Source organism: Flavobacterium sedimenticola (genome assembly GCF_030053345.1).
GTDB lineage: Bacteria > Bacteroidota > Bacteroidia > Flavobacteriales > Flavobacteriaceae > Flavobacterium > Flavobacterium sedimenticola.
The window spans coordinates 108695-121946 of the sequence record NZ_JASGBP010000009.1 but is presented as its reverse complement, the minus strand read 5'-3'; the positions used below and the strand labels follow the sequence as shown (position 1 = coordinate 121946).

13 protein-coding genes are annotated in these 13252 nt (G+C 43.0%); 8 read left to right on the top strand and 5 right to left on the bottom strand.

The genetic code is table 11. The features are described 5' to 3' along the window. The coding region (locus QHT84_RS12370; RefSeq protein ID WP_407649246.1) for a beta strand repeat-containing protein at positions 1 to 2248 on the bottom strand (2248 nt) is incomplete at its 3' end. 162 nt (positions 2249 to 2410) lie between these two features. Here QHT84_RS12370 and folE point away from each other — a divergent pair. The 4 genes from folE to lgt all read left to right on the top strand — a co-directional run bounded on the left by folE (position 2411) and on the right by lgt (position 5913). Continuing rightward, positions 2411 to 3082 (top strand): GTP cyclohydrolase I FolE, encoded by a 672-nt coding sequence (gene folE / locus QHT84_RS12365; RefSeq protein ID WP_283239876.1) that lies wholly within the window; start codon positions 2411 to 2413, stop codon positions 3080 to 3082. A 102-nt stretch (positions 3083 to 3184) separates the two neighbouring features. After that, positions 3185 to 4666: a cysteine--tRNA ligase gene (gene cysS / locus QHT84_RS12360; RefSeq protein ID WP_283239875.1), complete on the top strand. Its 1482-nt coding sequence runs from the start codon at positions 3185 to 3187 to the stop codon at positions 4664 to 4666. Then, positions 4666 to 4908, top strand: a complete 243-nt coding sequence (gene yidD / locus QHT84_RS12355) for a membrane protein insertion efficiency factor YidD (protein ID WP_283239874.1) — start codon at positions 4666 to 4668, stop codon at positions 4906 to 4908. Before cysS ends, yidD begins: the two co-directional genes overlap by 1 nt. 78 nt (positions 4909 to 4986) lie before the next feature. After that, positions 4987 to 5913, top strand: coding sequence for a prolipoprotein diacylglyceryl transferase (gene lgt, locus QHT84_RS12350; protein ID WP_283239873.1), 927 nt, complete (start codon positions 4987 to 4989; stop codon positions 5911 to 5913). 32 nt (positions 5914 to 5945) lie between these two features. On the opposite strand, the gene QHT84_RS12345 is transcribed toward lgt, so the two are convergent. Together QHT84_RS12345 and QHT84_RS12340 are read right to left on the bottom strand one after the other, a co-directional pair. Continuing rightward, entirely contained in the window at positions 5946 to 6989 is a 1044-nt protein-coding gene (locus tag QHT84_RS12345) for an RluA family pseudouridine synthase (RefSeq protein WP_283239872.1), read from the bottom strand. Then, positions 6982 to 7599 (bottom strand): PASTA domain-containing protein, encoded by a 618-nt coding sequence (locus QHT84_RS12340; RefSeq protein WP_283239871.1) that lies wholly within the window; start codon positions 7597 to 7599, stop codon positions 6982 to 6984. Before QHT84_RS12340 ends, QHT84_RS12345 begins: the two co-directional genes overlap by 8 nt. Before the next feature lie 269 nt (positions 7600 to 7868). Between QHT84_RS12340 and QHT84_RS12335 the strand changes: the two genes are divergently transcribed. Together QHT84_RS12335 and coaD are read left to right on the top strand one after the other, a co-directional pair. Next, positions 7869 to 8843, top strand: coding sequence for a D-alanine--D-alanine ligase (locus QHT84_RS12335; protein WP_283239870.1), 975 nt, complete (start codon positions 7869 to 7871; stop codon positions 8841 to 8843). A gap of 81 nt (positions 8844 to 8924) precedes the next feature. Next, positions 8925 to 9392, top strand: a complete 468-nt coding sequence (gene coaD, locus QHT84_RS12330; protein WP_283239869.1) for a pantetheine-phosphate adenylyltransferase — start codon at positions 8925 to 8927, stop codon at positions 9390 to 9392. 1 nt (position 9393) lies between these two features. Here the strand turns inward: coaD and QHT84_RS12325 are convergent, their stop codons facing one another. Continuing rightward, the gene (locus tag QHT84_RS12325; RefSeq protein ID WP_283239868.1) at positions 9394 to 9999 is read right to left on the bottom strand and encodes an NUDIX hydrolase; all 606 of its coding nucleotides are present in this window, start codon (positions 9997 to 9999) and stop codon (positions 9394 to 9396) included. 7 nt (positions 10000 to 10006) lie between these two features. On the opposite strand from QHT84_RS12325, the gene pyrE reads away from it, so the two are divergent. Further along, positions 10007 to 10648 (top strand): orotate phosphoribosyltransferase, encoded by a 642-nt coding sequence (gene pyrE / locus QHT84_RS12320; RefSeq protein ID WP_283239867.1) that lies wholly within the window; start codon positions 10007 to 10009, stop codon positions 10646 to 10648. A gap of 77 nt (positions 10649 to 10725) precedes the next feature. Next, positions 10726 to 11118, top strand: coding sequence for an SRPBCC family protein (locus QHT84_RS12315; protein ID WP_283239866.1), 393 nt, complete (start codon positions 10726 to 10728; stop codon positions 11116 to 11118). A gap of 184 nt (positions 11119 to 11302) precedes the next feature. Here QHT84_RS12315 and QHT84_RS12310 read toward each other — a convergent pair whose 3' ends face one another. After that, positions 11303 to 13228: an LTA synthase family protein gene (locus QHT84_RS12310; protein ID WP_283239865.1), complete on the bottom strand. Its 1926-nt coding sequence runs from the start codon at positions 13226 to 13228 to the stop codon at positions 11303 to 11305. Positions 13229 to 13252: the final 24 nt, after the last annotated feature.

Sequence of the window (13252 nt, the reverse complement as noted above, 5' to 3'; positions counted from 1 at the left end):
AATCCGTAGGTGTACTGATGACAGGTGCCGTGTTAACAGTCACGGTAGCGGAACCCGTTTGAGCTTGGCCGCAGGCATTAACACTACCCTCTTGAACACTAACCAAACTATAGGTAAATGTTCCGGCAGTGTCTGTAGGTACATTAATAATATATGTCGTACCACTGGATTGTACCGCCGGCTGGGTTACGGTGTTGATGGCATACACAAAGGTGTATGGTGCAGTCCCGCCCGCTCCGGTTAAAACAACTTGCGGACTTGCCGAATTAAGACATGCTGAAGTGGTTCCTGAAATGGAAGCAGTAGGTAAACTGTTAACCGTTACAGTAGCAGTACCGGTTTGGTTTTGAGAACAAGAAGGCGTTCCCGAACTCTGAACACTTACCAAACTGTAAGCAAAATTACCGGCTGTGTTCGTTGGCACACTCACACTAACACTATTACCAGCTGTTGTAGTTACCGGAGGTTGCGCCACATTGTTGATGGTATACGTAAACGTATACGGTGCCGTTCCGCCCGCTCCGGTAAATGTAATAGACGGACTCGCAGCATTTAAACAAACGGTAGTGGTTCCTGAAATGGTTGCGGTTGGTAATGCACTTACGGTAACTGTTGCCGAACCTGTTAAAGTTCTGGTACAGTTGGTCGTGTTGTTTAAAACACTCACTAAGGTATATGTTGAATTCGCAGTTAAATTAGGAGTCGTAACTGAATTGGTTCCGGTACCATCTAAAACTATAGGTTGATTTGGACCGCCATCTACCGTATAGGTAACGGTGGCATTCGGCGTACCGTTAAAAGTGATTACCGTATTGGTACCCGAACAAATTGTGGTAGTTCCTGAAATGGTAGCCGTTGGCAATGGATTAACGATTAGTTGAAATGACGTGGTATCATACGTTAACGGATTCGCATTCTCTTCCAATCTAACGTAAATGGTTTGTCCGTTTGTTCCCGGTACCGAGGTAATCGGACTGATGGCATTGGCATCGTTGTCCGCATCATTTTGTGATAAGTGGTAGGTAACGGTATAATCGGCTGCCGAGTTTGTGCCCAAAACAATCGGCGTTTGCGGCGCAAAGTTAAAGTTGGCGGTACCACTGCCAAAACTACTTTCACACAACGTTAAGTTTGGCGGTGGATCGGCAGTAACCTGACAAGAGATATTACATATGGTAAACGAGAAAACAGAGATACAACCACTGGAAGTCGGTCCATTGTCGGTTACCGAAATATAAATGGTGGAGCACGCTCCTACCCCGCCGGTCGGTGCCGGATAGGCACTTGGATTCGGAATGGAATTATCAACATTCGCCGCACCGTTAGAGGTAGTGTGAAAGAAAACTTCAAAATCACTCGGATTCAAAGAGGTACCCGTAAATAAATTCGCAATAGCGTTATTCAAATTGTAGGTAGGCAAATTGGCACATTGGGTCAGATTCGCCGGTGGATTAATCGGTGGCGGTGCATAGTACGAAACCGTGGCACTGGCCGTGGCGTTGGCCACACAACCCGGTTTGTTTACGACAACCGTATAAGTGCCCGGTTGTGTTACTGTGATTGATTGGGTGTTTCCGGGAATCGGACCGCTCGGCCCTGACCATTGGTAGGTCGTTGCCCCGGCAATCGTAGCCGTTAGAATGGCTTGTCCGCCTACACAAATTACCTGATCATCAAGCGAAAGCGGACAAATAATATTACAATCGGTAGCTCCGGCACCCGGTGCTCCGGCATTGGTTTGGGTTAACGAAATCGTTCCGGCCTGATTGGAGAAATTGGTGATTAATACCACATAAATTTGTCCTACCTGAGCATTCGGAATGTTTAAGGTTTCAATGGCTGCTGTGGAATAACTACATCCGGTAGTTTGTGTAGCCGGTTGTCCGGGTACTACCCCGGGAGCCACTCCGTTACCGTTGTTAATGGCCACACAGGCATTGGTTAAGTTGGCATACGGACCCCAAGCTGCATAATCCACATCGATGCCGCCGCCGCCATTAGAGGTCTGCTGTATCGTTAAATTGATGTTTCCGGCTATCCCGATTTGCAAGTAAAACCAACCGGCATTGGGCGAGGTAGCTAAACATCCGATTGTACCGAGATTGGGTACATTGGTTGAATTCTGGAAGGTTAATCCGGAGCCTCCGGCACAAAAAGCTTCTGAGGAAGAACAGTCTGCTCCTTGTGAAAAGGCTTTTCCAATACACAACAAATTAACTAACAGTAGATAGAAGTAAATTTTTTTCATTACTGACAACAATTTTTTTGAGGGTTGAAATTTACATAATTTTAAGAAATAATGACGTTAAAAATGAAATATTTTCAAATATTAACACTATTGAGCAGAGATTAATTATAATTATTTATCTTTGTGGCTTTACTTTAAAAACCCAAATTAATACCGAATTTGATGACAAAAACAGACATGACAAATGATGAATTAGGTGAAAATCACGTGGCTACCAGCGCCCAAAATCCGGTGCGTCATGATGCCTTCGAATTGCCGGACGATCAAAAAATAGAACTCATAAAAAAAGACGTAGAACATATTTTGACCACTTTGGGAATGGACTTAACCGATGACAGTTTGAAAGGCACGCCGAACCGAGTGGCCAAGATGTTTGTCAAAGAAATTTTCGGTGGGTTAAATCCAAATAAAAAACCCAGTTCTTCTACCTTTAAAAACAACTACAAATACGGAGAGATGTTGGTGGAAAAAAACATCACCTTATACTCTACTTGTGAACACCATTTATTGCCAATTGTGGGCCGATGTCATGTGGCTTACATTTCCAACGGCACTGTAGTGGGTTTGTCTAAAATGAACCGTATTGTAGATTATTTTGCCAAAAGACCGCAAGTGCAGGAGCGTTTGACCATGCAAATTGTACAAGAACTGCAAAAAGTATTGGGTACCGAAGATGTGGCTTGTATTATTGATGCCAAACATTTGTGTGTGAATTCGAGAGGCATACGCGACATCGAAAGCAGCACAGTGACTTCGGAATTCGGCGGCCGTTTTAAAGACGAAAAAACCAAGCGCGAATTTTTAGATTACATTCGATTAGAAACCAATTTTTAATAGCCCCGATGGCAGCGGCATCCTTTTTTGTTTTGTGCTTCGTCAGGCTCAGCATGACAAAACAAAAAAGATACAGCGGAAAGCGGGAAACAGCTACAAATTATGCAACTGTATAAGAATCAATCCCTCAAAATATACAACTCTCTTTCGGGAGAGAAAGAACTGTTTAAACCGGTACACGAAGGCAATGTCGGCATGTATGTATGTGGTCCTACGGTGTACAGCAACGTGCATTTAGGCAATGTGCGAACCTTTATGTCGTTTGATATGATTTTTCGCTATTTGTTGCATTTGGGGTATAAAGTGCGTTATGTACGCAACATTACCGATGTAGGGCACATTGTAGATGATGTGGATGACGGTGAAGATAAGATTGCCAAAAAAGCGCGTGTGGAGCAGTTAGAACCTATGGAAATTGTACAACGCTATACGGTGGATTTTCATGAGGTTTTGAGTCATTTTAATTTTTTACCGCCGAGTATTGAACCTACCGCAACCGGACATATTATAGAGCAAATTGAAATTGTACAACAAATTATGGCCAAAGGGTTTGCGTATGAAAGCAACGGCTCGGTGTATTTTGATGTGGTGAAGTTTAACGAAAACCACCATTACGGCAAGTTAAGCGGACGCAACATTGAAGAAATGATGGCCAATACGCGTGATACCGAAGGACAAACCGACAAGAGAAATCCGCAGGATTTTGCCTTGTGGAAGAAAGCCGAACCGGAGCACATTATGCGATGGCCATCGCCTTGGGGCGTGGGTTTCCCGGGGTGGCATTTGGAATGTACTGCCATGAGTACCAAATATTTAGGCGAAACCTTTGACATTCACGGTGGCGGTATGGACTTGAAGTTCCCGCATCACGAGTGTGAAATTGCACAAAACGAAGCCTGCACGGGCCACAGTCCGGTGAACTATTGGATGCATGCCAACATGCTGACATTGAACGGCAAAAAAATGTCGAAATCGACCGGCAATAATATTTTACCGAACGAAATCTACAATGGCGGCAGTCCGTTTTTAAGCAAAGCCTTCTCGCCTAATGTGGCGCGCTTTTTTATGATGCAGGCGCATTACCGAAGCATCCTCGATTTTACCAACGACGGTATCGTAGCGGCCGAAAAAGGCTTCAACCGATTGATGGATGGTTTGGAAGTATTAAAAGGCTTGCAAGCATCGAGTACGTCCTCTTTAAATATCAGTCAATGGCGCAACCAATGTTACGACGCCATGAACGACGACTTCAATACGCCTATCTTAATAGCAAATCTGTTTGAAGGCATTCGTTTTGTAAATTTGGTCAACGACCAAAAAGAAACATTGACTGCCGAAGACCTGCAATTGCTTTCGGATACACTCCACACCTTTACGTTTGATGTATTAGGTATTAAAAACGAGAAAGCCGAAGCCAATAACTCCGAAAAGTTAGAGGGCGTGATTGCCTTGTTAATTGAAATGCGATTGGAAGCCCGGGCCAACAAAAACTTTGCGTTGTCGGATCAAATCCGGGACCAGTTGGCTGCCTTAGGGATTCAATTAAAAGACGGAAAAGACGGAACGACTTTCAGCATCAACTAATGCTTAAAAAAATTGCAATAGCGCCGCTGCTCCTGGTGATTTGGTTTTACAAAATTGTACTGTCACCCTTGTGGCCGGCTACTTGTCGTTTTCAACCCACCTGTTCCACCTACTTTATCGAAGCACTAAAAGTGCACGGTTTGTTTTACGGAAGCTACTTGGGCATCAGGCGCATTGCCCGTTGTCATCCGTGGGGCAAAAGCGGTTACGATCCGGTGCCCGACAAGAAGTGCTCGCACTAAAGAAAACGTTAATTCTTTTTCTTTCCCAAACATTTCATTACTTTTACACTATCACTAAACCCCAAAATTACTTGAATCATGATTTGGAATCCCTCTGAAGGAATTGATATCGGCTCATTTACCGTGCGTTATTACAGCTTAATGTTTGTTATTGCATTTGGATTGGGTTGGTATTTGATGAAACACATTTTTGATCGTGAAAATGAACCTATTGAAAAACTGGATACGCTATTCATCTGGACGGTAGTGGCTACACTACTCGGTGCCCGTTTTGGTCAGGTATTTTTTTACGAATGGGAATATTTCCGAAACAACCCTGTAGAGATCCTGTTGCCTTTTAAGTTTGATCCCGAATTTGAATTCACCGGTTTCAGAGGCTTAGCCAGTCATGGTGCTGCCATTGCCATCATTATAGCCATGTATTTTTACAGCAAAAAAGTAATCCGCCGCCCGATGCTTTGGGTATTAGACCGGGTAGTCATTCCGGTGGCCAGTGGTGCCGTGTTTGTGCGTATCGGTAACTTTTTCAATTCGGAAATATACGGTCATGTGACTTCCGGGGATCATTTCTATGCAGTGAAATTCGTAAAGGACGACGAGTTCTGGAAATCGCATAACCTACTCCAAATTACCGGCGCTAAGAATGCGAAAGAAGCTTTCCATGTGCTGCAAACCGATCCGAAATATGCGGATATCATCAGCCAAATTCCGTATCGTCATCCGGCACAATTGTACGAAGCCTTTGCTTATATCTTTGTTTTCTTTATCTTATTCTATTTGTATTGGAAGACTAAGACCGCCGAGAAACAAGGCTTGTTGTTTGGGTACTTCTTAGTACTGCTATGGTCGGTGCGTTTTGTGGTCGAATATGTAAAAGAAAGTCAGGGTGGTATTGAAGAAAGTCTGAAATTATTAACCACCGGTCAGTGGCTCAGTATTCCGTTTATACTGGTCGGCATCTACTATATCTTCATGGCCGAAAAGCCGATTGAAGACGAGTTCTAAAAATATAAAGTCCTGATTGTTCAGGACTTTTTTTATGCTTCATCGTTTACTTCGCTGTGCGATTTGGCGTAATTGCGCCATTTTTCGATGCACTCTTTCATATCGTCCGGAAGTTCGGTATCAAAACGCATGTAGGCTTTAGTTACCGGATGCTCAAAACCCAAGGTTTTGGCATGCAGGGCCTGACGAGGCAAGGTTTTAAAACAATTGTCGATGAACTGTTTGTATTTGGTAAACGTGGTGCCTTTTAAAATCAAATCACCGCCATACCGCGCATCGTTAAACAAGGTATGCCCGATGTATTTCATGTGCACGCGAATTTGGTGGGTTCGGCCGGTTTCTAATTTACAGGAAACCAACGTCACATAACCAAATCGTTCCAAGACTTTATAATGGGTTACGGCATGCTTGCCCACATCGCCATCGGGGAAAACCGCCATTTGCATGCGGTCTTTTACATGACGGGCAATGTTGCCGGTAATGGTGCCTTCGTCTTCTTTGACATTGCCCCAAACCAAAGCAATGTATTCGCGCTCGGTGGTTTTATCTTCAAACTGTTTGGCCAAATGACTCATGGCTGCTTCCGTTTTGGCAATCACCAACAAACCCGAGGTGTTTTTATCGATACGGTGCACCAAACCGGGACGCTCACTGGAATTCATCGGCAAATGATCAAAATGAAAAGCCAAAGCATTCACCAAAGTACCGGTATAATTGCCGTGACCGGGATGTACCACCAGCCCCGGCGGTTTGTTAATCACTAACAAAGCGTCGTCTTCATACACAATATTGAGCGGAATGTCTTCGGGAATGATGTGATTTTCAAACGGCGGATGCTCGAGCATCACACGCACCACATCAAACGGTTTTACCCGATAATTGGATTTCACCGGCACATCATTTACCCAAATGTTGCCTCTTTCGGCTGCTTGTTGGATTTTGTTTCGGGTGGCATTCTCTATGAGTTGCATTAAAAACTTGTCGACCCGCAAAAGCGATTGTCCTTTGGGCGAAACAAACCGATGGTGTTCGAACAACTCCTCTTCTAAATCGTTGATTTCATTACTGTTATTCATTTGGCATCACGATATCAGTAGAATCAACTGCGGTAGAATCGATGGTGGTATCGTCAAAAACCACTTTGCCGTCACCCAAAACCAAATCGATTTTAGAGGACTTCAACACCTTGTCTCCGGCTTTTATTTTTTTTCCGTTCATACGCATCTCCAACACCATATCTTTTCCCAAATACGGTTTGTAGGTAATGGTACCTTCTTTTAATCCCACGGCTTCAAGCGTCGGCACCGCCTGACGATACGTCTTCTCAATCAAATCGGGAACAGCGACCATGGTATAGGTGGATGCATTTATTTTGATATAAATCTTACGGCCTTCTTTTACCTTAGCACCGGCTTTGGGCTCCTGCTCTACTATACTGAGTTTGGGAAACTCCGGTCGGAAATCGACGGTATCTAAAATGATGTAATCCAAGTCTAAGGCCTCTAATTTTTCCTCGGCTTGCTCGGCAGAGAGTTTGGCCAAATCGGGCACTGTAATTTCCTGACCGTGGTGCGTGGTGTAGGTAATCCAGTGGAAGAACAAATAGGCCAAGGCGGTAAAAATAGCCATGGCGGCTAGAATTTGGGCAAAGAAAACCCGACTGGTTAAATAGTGTCGTAGGCTCATAAAAATTAATTTGAGCAAAGATATAAAAAAGATGCGCTTCGCTCTTAGATTTTTAGACACGCCTTTTTAGACTTTTAGAGTCGCTTTGCTTTTAGATTGTTAGATAGGCTTCGGTTTTAGAGAATTAGAAAGCACACGAAACCTAACAATCTAAAAGCCGCAGGCAAGTCTAACCTTCTAAGAAGTCTAAAAATCGAAACCACATAGTCGTATCTCAATAAAAAATAATAATTTTGTTTCATCAGAGACCAACCTAACTCCATCTACCAATGAAAAAAGTAGCCATCATCATGGGCGGATATTCGAGCGAATATCAAATTTCACTTAAAAGCGGCAATGTAGTCTATCAGTTTTTAGACAAAACCAAATACCAAGGCTACCGCATTCACATCTTTAAAGAAAAATGGGTGTATGTGGATGACCAAGAGAACGAATTTCCTATCGATCGCAACGATTTCTCGGTGATGGTGAATGGTGAAAAAATAAACTTCGATGTGGTGTTTAACGCCATACACGGGACGCCGGGCGAAGACGGTTTGATGCAAGCGTATTTTGAATTGTTGGGCATCCCGCAGAGCTCGTGCGATTACTACCAAGCAGCACTTACCTTCAACAAAAGAGATTTGCTATCGGTGTTAAAACCTTATGGTATTAAAACAGCCACTTCTTACTATTTAAATCAAGGCGACGAAATTGATGAAGAGGCCATCCTCAAAACCGTTGGCTTGCCTTGTTTTGTAAAACCCAACAAATCGGGTTCGAGTTTCGGAATCTCTAAAGTAAAAACGGCTGCCGAACTCGACTACGCCATTGTGAATGCTTATAAAGAAGACAACGAAATCATCATTGAAAGTTTCCTAGACGGTACCGAAGTGTCGGTTGGGGTGATTAATTATAAAGGAACCGTAACTGTGTTGCCGATAACGGAAATCGTTTCGGAAAATGATTTCTTTGATTACGAAGCCAAGTATTTAGGTAAATCTCAAGAAATTACGCCGGCCCGAATTTCACCCGAAATGACGGAGAAGGTTTCGGCTGTAGCCAAAAAAGCGTATGAAGTACTCAAGATGTCGGGCTTTTCGAGAAGCGAATTTATCATTGTGAACGGCGAACCGCATATGTTGGAAATGAATACCATTCCGGGCTTAACCACCGAAAGTTTGATTCCGCAACAAGCCAAGGAAGCCGGGATTTCACTGACGGATTTGTTTACTAATGCCTTGGAATTGGCGTTAAAAAAATAATGTTCAAAAGTTCCGTGTTTCGAGTTTCGAGTTATAAAACGTTAACTTTAAACCCGAAACGCGTAACGTTAAAACTAAAACATGAAAAGAAAAGCAGTATTTCCCGGTTCGTTTGACCCCATCACTTTGGGCCACTACGATATTATTAAAAGAGGCGTTTCCCTTTTTGATGAAGTGGTGGTAGCCATTGGTATCAATGCCGATAAAAAATACATGTTTTCTTTAGAAGACCGACAGCGCTTTATCGAAGATGCCTTTAAAGACGAACCTAAAGTTACGGTGATTACCTATGAAGGGCTGACCATCGATTTGTGTCGAAAATTAGGAGCCGATTTTATCCTGCGCGGATTGCGCAATCCGGCCGACTTTGAATTCGAAAAAGCCATTGCCCATACCAATCGGAAATTGTCCCAAATTGAAACGGTATTCCTGTTGACTGCCTCTAAGACCTCCTATATCAGTTCGAGCATCGTACGCGATGTCATCCGAAACGGTGGCGATTATACGGTTTTGGTACCCGAGAGCGTGGTCGTAAAGAAAGAAAAATAGGCTAGTTTTTCAATAGTTTCTCCTCCTCAAAAAGCAATTTGATATTCTCATACGAATTCTTCAACGCTTCTTTGATTTGTTCGGGGTTGAGCCAAGCCACTTTTTCGATGCCTTCGTTGGCCTGCGGATGCAATGCCCCTTCAAAATTGGTTCTCATCTCAAACCAATGGGTCACTTTTAATTTATATTTTCCGCTGCGCTTAAAAACGTGATAGGTTTTTTGCAACTTTTGGGTAATCAGCAAGCCGTTTACGCCGGTTTCTTCTTCAACTTCGCGCAAGGCGGTATTTTCGATGGCTTCATTTTTTTCAATGCCGCCTTTGGGCAAATCCCATTTTCCGTTTCTGAAGATGAAAAGCACCTCTCCTTTTTTGTTATACACCAATCCGCCGCCGGCTTTGCACACCGGAATTTTTTCTTTTACCTTTTTCAGAATGGCTTTTTCATCCGGATAGTACAAATAGGCTTTTTGAATTTTATTTTGGAACATTTTGATGATGACTTGCTCAATATCAACACTTTCCAGCAAAAACAACTGAAAATCGGTTTCCTTAGCCACCTCATTGGTTAAAAAAAGAGGTTTATCGTTGACAAAAACTTTATACATTTGTACTATGATTTTTAATAAAGATACAGCCGAAAAAACAGCCGAATTGCTTTTACAAATAAATGCAATTAAATTGAATCCAAAAAATCCTTTTACCTGGGCTTCGGGTTGGCACTCTCCTATTTATTGCGATAACCGATTAATCTTGTCGTTTCCGGCGATACGAAATTTTGTGCGCGAAGAATTTGCCAAGCATATCGAAAAAGAATTCGGGAAACCCGACGTTATTGCCGGAGTGGCCACGGGTGCCATTGGTATCGGAATGTTAGTGGCCGAATACATGGGCTTGCCGTTTGTGTATGTGCGTCCCGAACCCAAAAAACACGGACGTCAAAATCAGGTGGAAGGCTTTTTGCAAAAAGGACAAAACGTGGTCGTGGTAGAAGACTTAATCAGTACCGGCAACAGCAGTTTGTTGGCCGTTGACGCCCTAAAAGCCGCCGGTGCACATGTGAAAGGAATGGTCGCTATTTTTACCTATGGGTTTGACGTGTCGACGGAAAACTTTAAAAAAGCCAATGTCGACTTACACACTTTGGCCGATTATGAGCATTTATTGCATTTGGCCGTAGCCAAAAACTACATCACCGAAAAAGAATTGACCACTTTACAAGAATGGCGCAAGAGTCCTTCTACGTGGCATATATAATGGCGAGTACCGGGTTACGCGTGCAACCCAAAACCTTAAACCCAAAACCTTAAACCCGAAACCTTAAAACCTGAAGCATGAATTTAGAAAGCCCGAAAGTAACTGTAGCACAATCTGCCGAGTACCTGTACAACGCCTTGTGTGATGTAAAAAATTACGAAAAATTGATGCCCGAAAACATTGCCAAGTTTGAGGTGTTGGGCGATGATATCTTTAATTTCGGATTAAAAGGCATGCCCGAAATCAAATTGCGATTAAAAGAAGGCGTACCGCATTCCCAAGTCAATTTGGCTGCTGCCAGCGATAAAATCCCTTTTACGCTGACCGCCCATTTAGATTCGGTTGCCGATAACGCCACCTCGGTGCATTTGATTTTTGAAGGCGAATTCAACCCTATGATGGCCATGATGATTAAAGGCCCGATTACCAAATTTATTGAAACGTTAGCGCAGAATATGTCTAAGTTGTAAGAAACAAGAGCATTGTCATTGCCGCGAGGGCGGCAATCCAAATAATAAAAAAGCGACTTTTCAGTCGCTTTTTTATTTTGAATGTATTTGTCATTTCGAACGTAGTGAGAAATCTCATGACTAATTCAAAAATGATAAAAAAATTATGTGATTTCTCCCGTTGGTCGAAATGACAATTCAGACGCTATTTCACTGTCGTCAATCGTTTATCGATAACGCGTTCCATATAATCTTGTATAAACGCCTTGCAATACAGCTCAATCTTATCCATTTCGGCATTGCGTTGGCCAATCAAATTGCGGGTCATACCCTTGTCGTTTTTATCATAAAACCCCACGGCTTTCTTTCCGTCAAACGTACAAATGTAATTACCGCACATAAACTGGTACACATTGGCACTGTATTTTACCACAAAAGGTGGCACCGTTTTGTCACTAATCAAACTTCGGCCCCAACTTCGGAAAGGTTTTTGGTAGCCCATCATGTCCAATAAGGTCGGATAAATATCGATTTGTTGCGCCCATTCGTCATTCACCCCGGTATACTTTTGATTCGGACTGAAAAATAAGATGGGAACGGTATGTTTGTTAAACTCTTTGCGATACTCATCGTAGGCGATGGTATTGCCATGATCGGCTACCAAAACAAAAATGGTATTGGCGTACCAAGGCTGCTTTTGGGCCTCCGCAAAAAAACGTTTCAACGCATAATCGGTATACCCGATACATTGGTTGATATTGACCTTTCCTTTCGGAAATTTTCCTTCATACTTTTCGGGTACTTTGTAGGGTTCGTGCGAAGAAACCGAAAACATCGTCGCCATAAAAGGCGGCTTCTTTTGGGTCAGGGTTTTGTTAAAATACTGAAAGAACGGTTCGTCCCAAATACCCCAAACCCCGTCAAAGTCGGCATCGTTATTATACTCGGTTTTCCCGTAATAATGGTCGTACCCCAATATATTGGCAAAGCCTAAAAATCCCATAGAGCCATTGGGGGCTCCATGAAAAAAGGAGGTATCATAGCCTTCGCTTTTTAAGGTCGACACCAAGGATTCTATTTTTTGTTTCGGATACGGCGACGAGGTAAACGCATCCTTAAACGACGGGATGCCGGCAATCACCGAAGACACGCCGTGTATCGATTTCCAACCGTTGGCGTACGCATTGGTGAAAATCAAACTGTGCTGTGCCAGTGAATCCACAAAAGGCGTGTATCCCTCATAATCGGGAATGGTGGTGTTTTTATTAAACGCACCGCTGTACTCCCGGGCAAAACTTTCTAAAATAAAAATCACAATATTCGGCTTAGTAGGCGGATTGTTGCGGTATTGCTTAATGGGAACCAATAAGCGGTCTACGGTGGCTTTAGGTACCAAATTGACCTTTTTAAAGGTATTGGTATTCCAGGTACGGATGATGGCAAAGGGCGTATTCAAAACCACATCGGCCTGACCCGCATTTTTAACATACCGACTCGCATCCAACAAATTAATGGGACGGGTACTCTTTTTAAAATCGCCGCGAATTCCGCCCACGCACAACGTTACAATCAGCAAAAGACTGGCCGTAGAGGTTGCAAAATACTTTAGCGAAGGCTTTTCGGTATGAGGCGTGATTTTTATTCTTTTGTAGGCTAAAATCCAAATGTAGGCCAGCGCAAAAAACAACAAAAACACATGCCAGTAATTGAGCAGGAAGTTAAAAAACAAAGCCGCTTTGTTGCTCTCGTGCTCTAACGTATCCAGCGAGGCTCTGGTACTTCGGCTGAAGGTGTAGCGGTAATAAATAAAGTCGATAAAATTAGCCGAATACACCAAAAGATTGGTGGCGAAATACACATAAAACAAGACTTTCTGATACGCCTTTTTCGTATTGATGAGTAGCGGAAAAACAGACAACAGGATAAACAACCCGTTGGTATACAAAATGGTCGTGGTATCAAACGCCAAACCGTGATAGCAGAGCGCCACAAAATCAAAAAAACCGTCTACGGCGATAAGATTTCGGTTGTAAACATAAAATAAGATACGGGCGACAAAATAGAAAATATACGCCAGTAAAATTCTGGCTCCTAAAACCTTGTATTCGTTAATACGCGGGTATTTTTTCATAAAAAACAATATCTGTGTTGCAAA